We start from the raw sequence: 15,414 nt of genomic DNA on the forward strand, positions 1-15,414 counted from the left end.
AGGGGCTTGCCCGAGGGTCAGCCTTCCATGCGCCTTTTTGCTAGACTCAACCTCGTCCCGTTCTTCGTGTTATGCCATCCCATCTCATGCCTGAAGCCCAGGCTTAAGCGGAGTAGATCATGACTTTGACATCCAAGACAGCTGTCGTGACAGGCTCGACCAGCGGCATCGGCCTCGCCATCGCGCGAGCTCTCGCTAAGGAAGGGGCCAATGTGGTCATCAACGGCTTCGGCGACGCGGCCGAGATCGAGAAGGAGCGTGCCGGCATCGAGAGCGAGTTCGGCGTCAAGGCCGTCTATTCGCCGGCCGACATGTCGAAGCCGCACGAGATCGAGGAGATGATCCGCCTTGCCGAGCGCACCTTCGGCAGCGTCGACATCCTGGTCAACAATGCGGGTATCCAGTTCGTCTCGCCGGTGGAAAATTTCCCGGTCGAGAAATGGGACCAGATCATCGCCATCAACCTGTCGTCGGCGTTCCATGCGATCCGCGCGGCGGTGCCGGGCATGAAGGCGCGCAAATGGGGCCGCATCATCAATACGGCCTCGGCCCATTCCCTCGTCGCCTCGCCGTTCAAATCGGCCTATGTGGCCGCGAAACACGGCATCGCGGGCCTCACCAAGACGGTGGCGCTGGAGGTTGCGACCGACGGCATCACGGTCAACTGCATCAGCCCCGGCTATGTCTGGACTCCCCTTGTCGAGAAGCAGATCCCCGACACCATGAAGGCGCGCGGGCTGACCAAGGAGCAGGTGATCAACGACGTGCTCCTGGAGGCGCAGCCCACCAAGCAGTTCGTCACCGTCGACCAGGTGGCGGCGCTGGCCGTGTTCCTGTGCTCCGATGCGGCAAGCCAGATCTCGGGCGCGAACATGTCCATGGATGGCGGCTGGACCGCGAAATAGCTCTTACGATCGTCATCCCGGACGAAGCGGAGCGCAGATCCGGGATCGTGCGCAGGAGATGTCGGTGGCTCTCTCATTGAGGGAGAGGTATTTCTGCGCCATTCTCGTAATACGATCCCGGATCCAAGCTCATGCTTGGTCCGGGATGACAGCTTGATCAGACATCCTTACCTCGCAAACGCATCCGTCGCCTCGATGAGGTGATGCGTGATGCCCGGCTCGCTCACCGCGTGGCCCGCATCCGGCACCATGATGAACTTCGCCTCGGGCCAAGCCTTGTGCAGCTCCCAGGCGGTCTTCGCCGGGGTGGCGATGTCGTAGCGGCCCTGGATGATCACGCCCGGGATGTCTTTCAGACGATGGGCGTCGCGGATGAGCTGTCCGTCCTCGAACCAGCCCTCATTGACGAAATAGTGGTTCTCGATCCGCGCGAACGCGATGGCGTAATGCTCGTCGCCGAACTGGTCGCTGTAGCCCTGGTTGTGCAGGAGCGTGATCGTCTCGCCCTCCCAAAGGCTCCAGGCTCGCGCAGCCTCAGCCCTGACGGCGGGGTCGGGATCGGTCAGGCGCTTGCGGTAGGCCGCCATCAGGTCGCCGCGCTCCTCCTCGGGGATCGGGGCCAGAAAACCTTCCCACTTGTCGGGGAAGATCCAGGACGCGCCTTCCTGATAGTACCAGAGCAGCTCCGGGCGGCGGAGAGTGAAGATCCCGCGCAGCACAAGTTCGGTCACGCGCTCCGGATGGGTTTCTGCATAGGCCAGGGCAAGCGTCGAACCCCAGGAGCCGCCGAACACCATCCACTTGTCCACACCCATCATGGCGCGCAGGCGCTCGATATCGGCCACGAGATGCCAGGTCGTATTCGCCTCGAGGCTCGCATAGGGGGTCGAGCGCCCGCAGCCGCGCTGGTCGAAGAGCAGGATGCGATACTTGTCCGGATCGAACAGCCGGCGCTGGGTCGGCGTGCAGCCGCCGCCCGGACCGCCATGAAGGAAAACAACGGGTTTTCCCTGCGGGTTGCCGCACATTTCCCAATAGACCCGATGACCGTCGCCGACGTCGAGCATACCGTGATCGTAGGGTTCGATTTCGGGGTAGAAGGTGCGCATCGCGAAAACTCCATAGGGAAAGTCCCATCCATACCGGGGGAGGGCAGGACTGTCAGGTCCCATCGATTGTTGAGCCGGCTCCAAATCCCCCTAGCGCGTCGTTCAACTGTCATATAGTTTTGCAACTGGGGAACATGGGTGAAAAGCCCAGCCACACTGGAGGATGAAGATGTTGACCAAACGCGCCAGCCTGAAGCTGGCTACGGCTCTTGCCGCTTTCATGGTCGTCGGTACGGCGCAGGCCGCCGAGAAGTTGCGGCTTCTGACCTGGGCCGATTACGTCCCGAAAGACGTGATGGACCAGTTCACGAAGGAAACCGGGATCGAAGTCGAGGTGACCCTCTCGAACAACGAGGAGATGATCTCCAAGTTGCGCGCCACCCAGGGCGCGGGCTTCGACCTCGTGCAGCCGAGCCAGGACCGTATCGCCGGCCCGCAGGCGGAGTTCGGCATCTACAAGCCGCTCGACCTCTCGAAGCTCAAGTCCGACCTGTTCATCGCCTCCATGCTGGAAGCCACCAAGAAGAACACCACGGTCGGCGGCAAGGTCTACGGCGTTCCGCACATCTGGGGCACCGACGGCCTGATCGTGAACACCAAGGCGGCCCCGAAGGTCGCCGATTACAACGACCTCTGCGATGCCGCGCTTTCCGGCAAGACCAGCTTCCGCGCCAAGCGTCCCGCGCTCATCGCCTTCGCTTTCGCCAACGGCATGGATCCCTTCGCGTCCTACGGCGACGCCAAGGCCTATGCGGCCATGATGGACAAGGTCGGGGCCAAGCTCGCCGAGTGCAAGAAGAACGTGAAGTTCTTCTGGGACGGCAAGGACCAGCTCCTCAACGCCCTGCGCTCCGGCGAAGTGGTGGCGGCCATGGCCTGGGACACGGGCGGTTGGAAGCTCAACTCCGAGAATGCCGACATCAAGTTCATTGCGCCGAAATCCGGCGCGCTGGGCTGGGTCGACACCTTCGCGATTCCCGCCAAGGGCCGCAATGACGATGCCGCCTACAAGTGGATCAACTTCAACATGAAGCCCGAGATCGCCGCCAAGGTGGCGGCCTCCGCGGGCAACTTCACGGCCTCGAACGGCGCCGACAAGCTCATGCAGGGCAAGCTGAAGGACCAGTTCGCCGAGAGCTTCCCGAAGGCTGCCATCGACAACATCAAGTGGTATCCGGCCGTGCCGGCCGGCATTGAGGAGATCGAGGGCAAGGTCCTCGATCGTCTGAAGGCCGGCTCGTAAAAAACCGTCCGAGAGCATCGGGCCTGCCTTCGGGCCCGATGCTCGATCCCTTAAGCGTCCGTCGTTCGGCGCGGCCCCAGAGGGCCGCGGTCGTGGAAACCGGGTTCACGTTTCGCACGGCGCGCTTGTGTATCACCATCCCCGGCAGGCACCGGATCTCAAAAGTGGATTGTCCTTTTGGGATCCGGTGTTCGTTTCAAGCATCGCATGGTTCGCGTCCGCGCGGTGCGCTCGCCGGGGGAAAGATTATTCTTACGTGGCAGCGTTATGGCCTCTTCAACTGATCTCGATATCGTCAACGTCACCAAGCGCTTCGGCAGCCATGCGGCCGTCGATGACGTGACGTTCAGCGTCGCTCCCGGTGAGTTCTTCTCGATCCTCGGTCCCTCGGGCTGCGGCAAGACCACCCTGATGCGCATGATCGCGGGGTTCGAGCATCCGACCTCCGGGGACATCCGCATCCGCGGGCGCTCGATGATCGGCGTTCCGGCCAACAAGCGCCCGGTCAACATGGTGTTCCAGAGCCTCGCGCTCTTTCCCATGATGAGCGTGGGCGAGAACGTGGCCTATGGGCTCAGCTGCCGTGGCGTTCCCCGTGAGGACGCTGAGGATCGCGCCGAGCGCATGCTGGAGCGCGTCGGCCTGAAAGGGTTCGGCGAGCGCCGCGTGACGGCCCTGTCCGGCGGCCAGCGGCAGCGCGTGGCCATCGCCCGCTGCCTCGTGCTGGAGCCGACCCTCGTGCTCCTGGACGAGCCCCTCGGCGCGCTCGACCTGAAGCTGCGCGAGCACATGAAGATCGAGCTGAAGCAGCTGCAGGGGACCTTCAACACCACCTTCGTGTACATCACGCACGACCAGTCGGAAGCGCTCGTCATGTCCGACCGAATCGCCGTGATGAACCAGGGCAAGTTCGAGCAGGTGGGCAGCCCGCGCGAGCTCTATCACAACCCGGCCACGCCGTTCGTTGCGAGCTTCGTCGGCGAGACGAACCGCTGGCCGGGCGAGATCGTGTCGTCATCCGACGGCACCGTCGCGCTTCAACTGCCGTCGGGGATGGTGACGCAGGGGACCGGTCGTGTCTCGCAGAAGGCGGCCGTCGCCTTCGTGCGGCCGGAGGCGATCGCCTTGGCGCCGAGCCAGCCGGCCCTGCGCGATCTTCCGAACCGCTTCGAGGGGCGGGTCTCGGCCGTGCTCTTCGACGGTGCCAACTCGAGCCTGCTCATCGAGACGCTGGGCTTCGACCAGCCGGTGCGCGCCGTGCTGCCCCAGGCAGGGCCGCTCGCCGGCATCGAGGTCGGCGCGCCGATCCATGTGGGCTGGACGGCGGACGCCATGAAGGTCTTCGCCGCATGATGACGAAACAGGCAACGCGCCTCACGTTCTTCCTGCTGGTCGCTCCCGCGATCCTGTGGCTCGGGCTTCTCATCGTGCTGCCGCACGTGGAGATCCTCGTGCTCTCTTTCAGCGAGCGCGTCGCGCCGCGGGTCTATACGTTCGGCTTCGGCAATTATCTCGAGTTCTTCACCGAGCCGCTCTACTGGCGCACCTTCGCGCGCACGGCCTTCATGTCGATCCTGGTGACGGCCCTGACCCTCGTGCTCGCCTTCCCCATCGCGCTCTACATCGCCCGCGTGGCGCAGGGGCGTCTCAAGGCGATGCTGCTGCTGCTGTGCCTCCTGCCGTTTTGGGTGTCGGAACTCGTGCGCACCCTCGGCTGGATGATGCTGCTGCGCGAGACCGGCGTGATTTCCTATCTCCTCCGGGCGGTCGGGCTCGCCGACCAGCCCGTGGAGCTTCTCTACAACGACGGCGCCGTGATCCTGGGCCTCGTCTATGGCGGTCTGCTGTTCATGATCGTGCCCCTGGCCAACGCACTGGAGAGCCTGGAGCAATCCGTCGTCGAGGCGGGCTTCGATCTTGGCGGCAGCCGCTGGACGGTTCTGCGCCGGATCGTCATTCCGCATGCGATGCCGGGCATCGTCGCGGGCTCGATCATCGTGTTCATGCTGACCGTCGGCAATTTCGCCACGCCGGTGCTGCTCGGCGGCAAGAACGGGCTGTGGTTCACCGAGCAGATCTACGCGCAGTTCATCACGCGCTTCAACTGGCCCCAGGGCGCGGCCTTCGGCATGCTGCTTCTGCTGCTCTCCTCGGCCATCGTGTGGCTGGGCCTGCGCCTGACGGGCCAGAGCCTCGGCACCACCTTGAAACAGGCCTAAAAGACCATGAACCGCCCATCCATCACCTGGAAACTCTACATCGCGGCGTTCTACATCTTCCTGTTCGCGCCGCTGCTCATCGTGGCGATCTTCGCTTTCAACGCGAGCCCGTTCCCATCGCCGCCCTGGCGGGGCTTCACCCTCGAATGGTTCTTCGGCACCGGCGAAGTGTTCGGCAAGCCGGGCGTGCTGGCGGACCCGATCTGGCTCGACAGCATCGGCAACAGCTTCAAGGTCGCGGTGCCCGTGGCCGTGCTGGCGGTTCTCCTCGGCACGGTCAACGCCTGGGTGCTGGAGCGGGCCGAGTTCCGCGGCAAGACTTTTCTCGCCATGATGATGCTCTGGCCGCTCGTCATCCCCGGCGTGGTGCTCGGCATCTCGATCCTCGCCTTCTTCTCCAGGCTGGCGAACGGGCTCGAGGACTGGCTTCAGACCGATCTCGATTTCCTGCGGCCCGGCTTGACCCTCGTGATCCTGGGACAGCTGTCCTTCATCCTCACGATCTCGACCCTCATTATCGCGGCGCGCCTGCGCAAGTTCGACCGTTCGCTGGAGGAGGCGGCTTTCGACCTGGGCGCCAGCCGCACCCGCGTGCTGCGCACGGTCACGCTGCCGTTCCTGAGCCCCGCGCTCATCGGCGCCGGGCTCGTGGCTCTGCTCATGTCGTTCGAGAACTTCAACACGACCCTGATGCTCGTCGGTTCCGACGCGCCGCTGCCGATCACCATGTATGGGCAGATGCGCGAGGGCGCGACACCGGCGATCAATGCGGTGAGCCTGCTGCTGATGCTGGGCGTCGGCGGGATCGCGAGCGTGTTCGCGCTCACGTCGAAGGCGGAGCGTTAGGCTTCCTGCTACGTCATCACCTCCCCGGACTTGCTCCGAGGACCCGTGTCGGTGATCCCGATGCAAAAAAGCGCGGCGCTTCTCAGAAGCGGGATGGCCGGCACGAGGCCGGCCATGACGTGTAGGGTGTCATGCCCGGCGGCTGTAGGTCGGGAATGACATTGCGGAGTGACGATAAACCGGGCTCACTGCCCCCAGGTGCGCTCTAGGACATTCACCCAGTTCTCGTAGCAGAGCTTGCGCAGGGTCGCTTCGTCGTAGCCGTGGCGGCGCATGGCGTCGACGAGGCGGGGCAGGCCCCGCACGTCGCCGATCTCTGCCGGGATGGTGGCGCCGTCGAAGTCGGAGCCGAGGCCGACGCCGTCGACGCCCACATGCTCGATCAGGTGATCCAGGTGGCGGATCATCTGCTCCAGCGGCGTGTCGTCGTTGCGCTGGCCGTCGGGGCGGATGAACGAGGTGGCGAAGTTCAAGCCCACCATGCCGCGGCTCTCGCGGATGGCGGCGAGCTGCCTGTCGGTCAGGTTGCGCGAGTGGTGGCAAATCTCCCACGCGTTGGAATGGGTGGCGACGAGCGGCGCATCGGAGAGGCGCGCCACGTCCCAGAACCCCTTCTCGTTGAGATGCGAAAGGTCGATCATGATCTTCAGGCGGTTGCAGGCGCGCACCAGCTCGATGCCATGATCCGTCAGGCCAGGGCCGGTATCGGGCGTCGAGGGATAGCGGAACGGCACGCCGTGGCCGAAGATGTTGGGGCGGCTCCAGACCAGGCCGATGGAACGCAGCCCGCTCTCGTAGAGCACGTCCAGCATGTGCAGGTCGGGGTCGATGCCCTCGGCGCCCTCGATATGCAGGATGGCCGCGAGTCGGCCGGTGTCGAGGCACTGGCGGATGTCGGTGGCCGTGCGGCAGATCTTCACCTCGCCCTTCGAGGCACGCTCGATCCGGATGAGGAGCGAGGCCATGTGCACGGTAACCTGCTGACTCGGCGCGAGCGCCAGCGGCGAGGGCAGGGGCACGTCGTAGCGCGACTGCGACATCAGGGCGTCAACATCGCCCCTTGCGCTGTCGCCGTCCTTGTCCGACGGCACGTAGACGGCGAAGAAACCGCCCATGAAGCCACCCTGTTTCATGCGCGGCCAATCGAGATGCCCGATATTGTCGCCTTCCAGGAAATCCTTCTCCGGCTGGAGCTTGCCGCGCATCAGGCGGAGGAGGACGTCGTTGTGGCCATCGAAGACGGGCATCGGGGAGGAGTGGGACATGGTTTCGTGCCAGAGGGTTGGGATGAAGAACAGGTTCAACCAGCCAGGGACTGGAGCGGTGGTTTCGTGTTTCTCGTAAAGCCCTGGCTCGCCTGGATCAGGGACTGGGTATACTCGTTCGAGGCCGCACCCGAGCGCAATGCCGCGGAGGTAGTTTCCTCGACGGCTTCGCCGTGGCGCATGACCAGCAGCCGCTCGCACAGATGCGCCACGACCGCGAGGTCGTGGCTGACCAGGATGTAGGTCAGCCCCATCTTGCGGCGCAGGTCGTCGAGCAGGTTCAGGATTTCCGCCTGGACGGACGCATCGAGCGCCGAGGTCGGCTCGTCGAGGAGCAGGACCTTCGGGCGTAGGATCAGCGCGCGCGCGATGGCGATGCGCTGGCGCTGGCCGCCCGAAAGCTGGTGCGGGTAGCGGAAGCGGAAGGAGGGGCCGAGGCCCACCTCGCGCAGGGCCTGGAGGATGCGCGCCTCCGCGTCCTTCTCGCCATGAATGGCGAGCGGCTCCGAGAGCGTGCGGTCGACCGTGTGGCGCGGATGGAGCGAGGCATAGGGGTCCTGGAAGACCATCTGCACCGTCCGGTAGAACGCCTTCGTGCGCGGTGTGGTGACTTCCTTGCCGTCGACGAGGACGCGCCCGCCGGAGATCGGCGCAAGGCCGCAGATGGCGCGCAGCACCGTCGACTTACCGGAGCCGGACTCGCCGACGAGCCCGTAGGCCTCGCCGGGCTCCACGTGGAAGCTCACGTCCTTGACCGCATCGACCCTGAGGCGGCCGGTGCCGAAGACGACTTGAAGATTCTGAATATCGAGCATCGGATTGTTCACCGGTCACAGCGCCCAGGCGGGGTCGCGGTTCAGGGTGGGAAGCGGGCGGACGTCGTCGGCGAGCGTCGGCAGGCAGCGCATGAGCCCCTGCGTATAGGGATGCTTCGCCTCGCGCAGGTTCTTCGCCTCCAGCTCCTCCACCACGCGTCCGGCATACATGACCAGCACCCGGTCGCAGAAGGAGGAGACGAGCTTGAGGTCGTGCGAGATGAGGATGAGCCCCATGCCGCGCTCGGTGACGAGCTCGTCGAGGATGCGCAGGACCTCCATCGACACGGTCACGTCGAGGGCCGATGTCGGCTCGTCGGCGATGAGCATGTCGGGTTCGGTCACGAGCATCATGGCGATCATGGCGCGCTGCCCCATGCCGCCCGAGACCTCGTGCGGGTAGAGCGAGAAGACCCGGGCCGGATCGCGCATCTTCACCGCTTCCAGCATGGCAAGGGCCTTGTCGCGAGCTTCCCCACGGCTGGCTTTCGCATGGGCCTGATAGGCCTCGATGATCTGCTCGCCGATGGTCATGACCGGGTTCAGCGAGTATTTCGGGTCCTGCATCACCATGCTGATCCGCCCGCCGCGCAGGGTGCGCAGCGTCCGCTTCGAGGCGGTGAGCAGATCGATCCCGTCGAAGGCGAGGCGCTTGGCCGTGACTTCGCCCGGGGGAGGGGTGAGCCCGAGGATGGCGCGTCCCGTCTGCGACTTGCCGGACCCGGACTCGCCCACGATGCCGAGGCGCTCGCGGCCGAGCTGGAAGGATACGCCGCGCACCGCTTCCACGGTGCCGGTGCGCAGATGGAAGCGGACGCGCAGGTCTTCGACGTCGAGAAGCGGCTTGGTCATTTGGCTGCCTTCGGATCGAGAACGTCACGCAGGCCGTCGCCCAAGAGGTTGAAGCCGAGGCTGACCACGAAAATGGCGATACCCGGCATGGCGGCGACCCACCATTGGTCGATGAGATAGTTGCGGCCCGTGGCGACCATCGCGCCCCATTCGGGGGATGGCGGCTGCGCGCCGAGGCCGAGGAAGCCGAGGCCCGCCGCGGTCAGGATGATGCCCGCCATGTCGAGCGTCACGCGGACGATGACGGATGACAGGCAGAGCGGCATCACGTGACCGAAGATGATGCGAGGGGTCGAAGCGCCCTGCAGCTTCACGGCCGCGATGAAGTCGGTGTTGCGGACCATCAGGGTCTCGGCCCGGGCGATACGCGCATAAGGCGGCCAGGACGTGATGGCGATGGCGATGACGGCATTCTCGATGCCCGGACCCAGCGCCGCCACGAAGGCGAGCGCCAGGACGAGGCGCGGGAAGGCCAGGAAGATGTCGGTGATGCGCATCAGCACCGTGTCGACCCAGCCGCCGAGATAGCCCGCGACGGTGCCGACCAGGAGGCCGATGGGCGTGGCGATCAAAGCCACCAGCACCACGACGAAGAGCGTGATGCGCGAGCCGTAGACGATGCGGGAGAAGATGTCCCGCGCCTGGTCGTCCGTACCGAGCCAAAAGGTCTCGCTCGGCGGCAGCAGGCGCTGCGTGCGCAGGTCCCCGCCGGCCACCGGCGAATAGGGCGCGATGACGTCGGCGAAGAGCGCAACCAGGATCAGCAGCAGGACGATGCCGAGGCCGATCACGGCGAGCGGGTTGCGGGAGAAGGCGCGCCAGCCGAGATAGAAGCGGCCGAGCCGTGCCTGCCAGCGAGAATCCGGCTCCGCGGAGAGCAGCCAGGCCCGCCAACCGGTCGACGATGGGGAGAGAGCGGGGGAGCCGGCCATCAGCGGGTCCTCGGATCGAGCAGGCGGTAGAGCAGGTCGGATACGAGGTTGAGCAGCACGAAGATGGTCCCGATCACGAGGGTTCCGCCGAGCACCGCGTTCATGTCCGCATTCTGCAGGGAATTGGTGATGTACTGGCCGAGCCCCGGCCACGCGAAGACCGTCTCGGTGAGCACGGAGCCTTCGAGCAGGTTGGCATAGGAGAGGGCGATCACCGTAACGAGGGGAACGGCCGCGTTGCGCAAGGCATGGCGCCAGATCACGCGCATCTCCGACAGGCCTTTCACGCGCGCGGCAATCACATATTCCTGCGCCAGCTCGTTGAGCATGAACGAGCGCGTCATGCGGCTGATATAGGCGAGCGAGAAATAGCCGAGCAGGCAGGCCGGTAGGAGGACGTGCGAGACCGCATCCCAGAAGGCATCCCACTGGCCCTGCATGGCCGTGTCGAGAAGCACGATGCCGGTGACGGGCGTGTAGAGATAGGAATAGGTCACGTCGATGCGGCCCGGGCCCGCGACCCAGCCGAGCTTCGCGTAGAACAGCAGAAGGCCCATCAGGCCGAGCCAGAAGATCGGCACCGAATAGCCGACGAGGCCGAGGACGCGTACGAACTGGTCAAGGAAGCTGCCGCGCTTGACGGCCGCGAGAACGCCGAGCGGAATGCCTATGATGACGCCGATGATCGTGCCGAGCGTCGCGAGTTCGAGCGTCGCCGGGAACACGTTGATGATATCGGTCATCACCGGATTCGTGGTGAGAACGGAATTGCCGAAATCGCCCGTTGCGGCCTTCTTCACGTAGATGACGAACTGCTCGATCAGGGGGCGGTCGAGGCCGAGTTCCTGACGGACGCGTTCGTACACGTGGGTCGGCGCTCGATCGCCCACGATGGCGATGACGGGGTCGATGGGAACGACGCGGCCGATGAAGAAGGTGACGGCGACGAGGCCGAGGAGAGTCGTCGCCAGGACGATGACGAACTGGGCGACACTTTTAAGGAAGGAGCGGAGGGCACCGACGTGCCCTCCGCCCCGGCTCATGACTGCTGATACCATCGATGCGTCAGTTCTTCTTCGTCTGTGACACGTCGTTGTCGCTGAAGGACGGGCCGAGAACGAAGTTGTCGACGTTCTTCCGGACGGCCGCGACTTCCGTCTGCTGCAGGAAGATCACGAACGGACCGTCGTCGAGAACCGCCTTCTGCAGCTCCTTGTACATCTGAGCGCGCTTCTCGGCATCGCGCTCCATCACGGCCGCGCGGGTCTTGGCGGTCAGCGGGCCCGGATCCCAGGCATTGCGCCATGCGAGCGGCTTCGCCTTCGCATTGTCCGAGTTGTCGTCGTTGGCCGCGAAGGTATCCGCATTGGAGTTCGGGTCCTGATAATCCGAGCCCCAGTTGCCGATATAGATGTCGTGCTGGCGGGCGCGGTACTTGGTCAGGGCCTGCTTGGAATCCATCGGCAGGATTTCGAGCTTGATGCCGGCCTGGGCGAAGGTCGCCTGCATGGCCTGCGCGACGCCGGTGATCTCCGCCGTGGAACGGGTGTCCATGGTCACCGAGAAGCCGTCCTTCAGGCCGGCCTTGGCGAGAAGCTCCTTCGCCTTGGCGACGTCGAGCTTGTAGGGGTTGTTGGACTCGGCGCCGAGGAAGCCCTTGGGCAGGAAGTTCTGGTGAACCTCACCCTTGCTCTTCATGATCGTGTCGGCGATCGCCTGGTAGTCGACGAGGTACTTGAGTGCCTGGCGAACCTCGGGCTTGGACAGGTTCGGGTTCTTCTGATTCAGGCCGAGATAATAGACCGTGCCCTTCGGAGCGCTCTGAACCGTGATGTCCGGGTTCTTGGACACGGCGGCGATCTCTTCGGGGTTGAGGCTGCGGGCCACGTCCACGTCGCCCTTCTCGAGGAGCAGACGCTGGCTCGCGGTCTCCTTGATGTGGCGGTAGATCACGCGGGCGAGCGGCGTCTTCTTCTCGTAGTTCGGGTTGCGCTCGAGGACGAGAACCTCGTTGGCCTTCCAGTCGCGCATGATGTAGGGGCCGGAGCCGGCATACTTGGTCTTCAGCCAGTTGTAGCCCCAGTCGCCGTCCTTCTCGTTCTGCGTCAGCAGCTTCTTGTCGACCACGGAGGCGACCGAGTTGCCGAGGCAGTAGAGCACCAGGGTCGGCGCGTAGGGCTTGTCGACCTCGAAGGTCATCTCAAGCGGGCCGGTCTGCTTGATCTTGTCCTTCATGTTGTCCTTCGTCAGGCCGAACTGACCCAGGATGAAGGCGGGGGACTTGTCGAGCGCCACGGCGCGCTGGAGGGAGTAGACCACGTCCTCGGCGGTGATCGGGTTGCCGGAGGCGAACTTCCGGTTCGGCTTGATCTTGAACGTGTAGGTCTTGCCGTCCGGCGACACGGTCCAGGACTCGGCGACCTGTCCGGAGATCTTGGACACGTCCTTGATGTCGTAGGCGATCAGGCGCTCATAGGTGTTGCCGATGATCTCGGAGGCGTTCATCTCGAATACCTCGGCGGGGTCGAGGGAGATGATGTCGTCGCTCTGCCAGGCCTGGACCAGGGTGTCCGGCGGGGTCGCAGCCTGCACGGCGGAGAAAGAAGTCGCCATCGTGGCAACCATGGCTGCGGATAGGAGGAATTTCGGAAGTCGCGTCATTGGCCATTCCCTTACGGCGCTCAGAGCGCCTGTTGTTACGCCAGTATGAATGCAAATCACACAAGCGCTGTCGAGTCTAGCAACTGGTGTTAAACTGGCGAACATTGCGCAGCGTGCTTAATGGGCGTGCAGGGTGGCCTGGGACCGCAAATTGTGGCAAAGGCACCCGGACCCTCTTGATCGGATGAACGCCCGTGTCTGAAGAAGCCAAAAAGTCAGGTGCCAACACCATGTGGGGCGGACGTTTCTCGTCCTCGCCCAGCGCGCTCATGGAAGCCATCAACGCCTCCATCGGCTTCGACAAGCGGCTGGCCTCCCAGGACATCCAGGGCTCCATCGCCCATAGCGCCATGCTGGCCAACCAGGGGATCATCGCCGAGAGCGACCGGGACGCGATCCATCAGGGGTTGCAGCGGGTTTTGGGCGAGATCGAGTCCGGCTCCTTCACCTTCTCGACGGCCCTCGAAGACATCCACATGAACGTGGAAAGCAGGCTTCGCGAGATCGTCGGCGACCCGGCGGCCCGCCTGCACACAGCCCGCAGCCGCAACGACCAGGTCGCCACCGATACCCGCCTGTGGGTGCGCGAGGCCCATGACCGGACCGACGAGCAGCTCACCATCCTGATCCGGGCGCTCCTCGACAAGGCCGAGGCCCATGCCGCTACGGTGATGCCGGGCTTCACCCATCTCCAGAGCGCCCAGCCGGTGACCTTCGGTCATCACCTAATGGCCTATGTGGAAATGTTCGGCCGCGACCGCAGCCGCTTCCGCGATTCCCGCAAGCGCCTGAACGAGTGCCCGCTGGGCGCCGGCGCGCTCGCCGGGACGTCCTTCCCCATCGACCGGCACATGACCGCCCGGGCGCTCGGCTTCGACGGGCCGACCCGCAATTCGCTCGACACCGTATCCGACCGGGACAGCCTCCTGGAGTTCATGGCGGCCGCCTCCATCTGCGCCATGCACCTGTCGCGCCTGGCGGAAGAGATCATCATCTGGATGTCGGCGCCCTTCGGCTTCGTGAAGCTCCCCGACCGCTGGACCACCGGGTCCAGCATGATGCCGCAGAAGCGCAACCCGGATGCCGCCGAGCTGGTGCGCGGCAAGAGCGGCCGGGTCGTGGGCTCGCTGGTGTCCCTGCTGACCGTCATGAAGGGCCTGCCTCTCGCCTATGCGAAGGACACGCAGGAGGACAAGGAGCCGCTCTTCGACGCCGCCGACACCATCGAGATCGTGCTCGCCGCCATGACCGGCATGATCCAGGACCTGGAGCCCGTGCCGGAGCGCATGGCGGCGGTCGCCGGGGCCGGCTTCTCCACGGCGACGGATCTCGCCGACTGGCTGGTGCGCAGCCTCAACATCCCGTTCCGCGATGCCCATCACGTCACCGGCCGCATCGTCTCTGAAGCGGAGAAGCGGGGCTGCACCCTGGAGGAGCTTCCCCTGGAGGCCATGCAGGCCGTCGAGCCCAAGATCCACCAGGCCATCTACGACGTTCTGGGCGTGGAGAACTCCGTCCGGTCGCGCACGAGCTTCGGCGGGACGTCGCCGGTCCGCGTGGCCGAGCAGGTCGCCTGGTGGCGGGAGCGCGTCTGATCCGTCCCGTTAACCTTCGCTTTCGCCCCCTGGCGGCGCCTTCTGCCAGGGTCTTGATAGGGCAGCGTACCATCGCCATATTGCCGACAGCGGCTCCTTCCGGAGCCACTTGAGTGCCGCATGAGCGGGCTCAAAACCAACCGAAGTGCCTCCAACCTTGGGCTTCGAACATGTCGCGTCAGTCGCCCTTTGGGCACCCGTTCCTGTTAGGCTTCGATGAGATCGAGCAAGCGCTCGACCGTGTCGCAAAGGCGGCAGGAGACGGTTATCCGCCCTATAATATCGAGCGCCTGGCTCGCACCGAACACGCTCCCGAGCGCCTCCGCATCACCCTGGCCGTCGCCGGATTCACCCGGGACCAGCTGGAAGTGACCCTGGAGGAGAACCAGCTCGTCATCCGTGGGCGCCAGTCGGACGACAAGACAAGGCACTTCCTTCATCGCGGCATCGCCGCCCGTCAGTTCCAGCGTACCTTCCTCCTTGTCGACGGCATGGAGGTCATGGGGGCGGACCTGTCCAACGGTTTGTTGTCGATCGATCTCGTCCGGCCCGAGCCGGAGCGGATCATCCGCAAGATCGACATCATCGCGTCGGACAAGGTGTGACGGCATCCGCATCAAGGAGATGTCCATGAACTTCGATATCAAGCATCATTCCGAGCCGGTCCTCGATGCGGCCGAGCTGGCCTCCCTGGGCGTGGGGCAGATGGCTTACGTAAAGCCGATCGCGTCCGACGAGGTCGCGCGGCTCTTCCCGCAGGCGCCTAAGCTCCAGCCCGGCATGCGTCTCTTCGCGCTCCTGTCCGCCAGCGGCGAGCCGATCCTGCTCACCGACAACCGCGACGCGGCTGTCGCCAATGCCTGGGCGCACGACCTGACGACGGTCAGCCTCCACTGATGAACCGAACCCGGAAGTGGATCCGCACTTTCGGGTTCCACCCGATGCTTAGGCGGTAAACGTCTCTCACCATAG

At 64.8% G+C, this 15,414-nt stretch carries 15 protein-coding genes; 8 read left to right on the forward strand and 7 right to left on the reverse strand.

All coding sequences use genetic code 11. The features are described from left to right. Positions 1-119: 119 nt before the first annotated feature. Positions 120-905: a 3-hydroxybutyrate dehydrogenase gene (locus tag H0S73_RS07145; protein ID WP_181051500.1), complete on the forward strand. Its 786-nt coding sequence runs from the start codon at positions 120-122 to the stop codon at positions 903-905. A gap of 167 nt (positions 906-1,072) precedes the next feature. On the opposite strand, the gene pip is transcribed toward H0S73_RS07145, so the two are convergent. Continuing rightward, positions 1,073-2,014 (reverse strand): prolyl aminopeptidase, encoded by a 942-nt coding sequence (gene pip, locus H0S73_RS07150; RefSeq protein ID WP_181051501.1) that lies wholly within the window; start codon positions 2,012-2,014, stop codon positions 1,073-1,075. A 169-nt stretch (positions 2,015-2,183) separates the two neighbouring features. Between pip and H0S73_RS07155 the strand changes: the two genes are divergently transcribed. The 4 genes from H0S73_RS07155 (at position 2,184) to H0S73_RS07170 (ending at position 6,322) form a co-directional block, all read left to right on the forward strand. After that, positions 2,184-3,257 (forward strand): extracellular solute-binding protein, encoded by a 1,074-nt coding sequence (locus H0S73_RS07155; protein ID WP_181051502.1) that lies wholly within the window; start codon positions 2,184-2,186, stop codon positions 3,255-3,257. 267 nt (positions 3,258-3,524) lie between these two features. Then, positions 3,525-4,610: an ABC transporter ATP-binding protein gene (locus H0S73_RS07160; RefSeq protein ID WP_181051503.1), complete on the forward strand. Its 1,086-nt coding sequence runs from the start codon at positions 3,525-3,527 to the stop codon at positions 4,608-4,610. Continuing rightward, complete coding sequence (locus H0S73_RS07165; RefSeq protein ID WP_181051504.1) at positions 4,607-5,476, forward strand: ABC transporter permease; 870 nt, start codon at positions 4,607-4,609, stop codon at positions 5,474-5,476. The genes H0S73_RS07160 and H0S73_RS07165 overlap by 4 nt, the downstream gene beginning before the upstream one ends. A 6-nt stretch (positions 5,477-5,482) precedes the next feature. Next, positions 5,483-6,322: an ABC transporter permease gene (locus H0S73_RS07170; protein ID WP_181051505.1), complete on the forward strand. Its 840-nt coding sequence runs from the start codon at positions 5,483-5,485 to the stop codon at positions 6,320-6,322. A 185-nt stretch (positions 6,323-6,507) separates the two neighbouring features. Here H0S73_RS07170 and H0S73_RS07175 read toward each other — a convergent pair whose 3' ends face one another. From H0S73_RS07175 to H0S73_RS07200, 6 genes are read right to left on the reverse strand one after another with little or no spacing between them, the layout of a single operon-like run. Further along, positions 6,508-7,587 (reverse strand): dipeptidase, encoded by a 1,080-nt coding sequence (locus H0S73_RS07175; RefSeq protein ID WP_181051506.1) that lies wholly within the window; start codon positions 7,585-7,587, stop codon positions 6,508-6,510. A 35-nt stretch (positions 7,588-7,622) separates the two neighbouring features. Continuing rightward, positions 7,623-8,402, reverse strand: coding sequence for an ABC transporter ATP-binding protein (locus tag H0S73_RS07180; protein WP_181051507.1), 780 nt, complete (start codon positions 8,400-8,402; stop codon positions 7,623-7,625). 15 nt (positions 8,403-8,417) lie between these two features. After that, complete coding sequence (locus H0S73_RS07185; RefSeq protein ID WP_181051508.1) at positions 8,418-9,254, reverse strand: ABC transporter ATP-binding protein; 837 nt, start codon at positions 9,252-9,254, stop codon at positions 8,418-8,420. Next, positions 9,251-10,186 (reverse strand): nickel transporter permease, encoded by a 936-nt coding sequence (gene nikC, locus H0S73_RS07190; protein ID WP_181051509.1) that lies wholly within the window; start codon positions 10,184-10,186, stop codon positions 9,251-9,253. Before nikC ends, H0S73_RS07185 begins: the two co-directional genes overlap by 4 nt. After that, positions 10,186-11,244 carry an ABC transporter permease gene (locus H0S73_RS07195; RefSeq protein ID WP_425488177.1) on the reverse strand — a complete coding sequence of 353 codons (1,059 nt, stop codon included), beginning with the start codon at positions 11,242-11,244 and terminating at the stop codon, positions 10,186-10,188. Before H0S73_RS07195 ends, nikC begins: the two co-directional genes overlap by 1 nt. Before the next feature lie 7 nt (positions 11,245-11,251). Continuing rightward, positions 11,252-12,847: an ABC transporter substrate-binding protein gene (locus tag H0S73_RS07200; RefSeq protein WP_181051510.1), complete on the reverse strand. Its 1,596-nt coding sequence runs from the start codon at positions 12,845-12,847 to the stop codon at positions 11,252-11,254. 194 nt (positions 12,848-13,041) lie between these two features. Between H0S73_RS07200 and argH the strand changes: the two genes are divergently transcribed. The 3 genes from argH to H0S73_RS07215 all read left to right on the forward strand — a co-directional run bounded on the left by argH (position 13,042) and on the right by H0S73_RS07215 (position 15,339). Continuing rightward, positions 13,042-14,442, forward strand: a complete 1,401-nt coding sequence (argH, locus tag H0S73_RS07205) for an argininosuccinate lyase (RefSeq protein WP_425488178.1) — start codon at positions 13,042-13,044, stop codon at positions 14,440-14,442. 170 nt (positions 14,443-14,612) lie between these two features. Further along, the gene (locus H0S73_RS07210; protein WP_009763496.1) at positions 14,613-15,047 is read left to right on the forward strand and encodes an Hsp20 family protein; all 435 of its coding nucleotides are present in this window, start codon (positions 14,613-14,615) and stop codon (positions 15,045-15,047) included. A gap of 25 nt (positions 15,048-15,072) precedes the next feature. Then, on the forward strand, positions 15,073-15,339 hold the full coding sequence (locus H0S73_RS07215) for a BQ00720 family protein (protein WP_181051511.1): 267 nt from the start codon (positions 15,073-15,075) through the stop codon (positions 15,337-15,339). Positions 15,340-15,414: the final 75 nt, after the last annotated feature.

Origin of the sequence: Microvirga mediterraneensis, assembly GCF_013520865.1 — a bacterium.
GTDB classification, from domain to species: Bacteria; Pseudomonadota; Alphaproteobacteria; order Rhizobiales; family Beijerinckiaceae; genus Microvirga; species Microvirga mediterraneensis.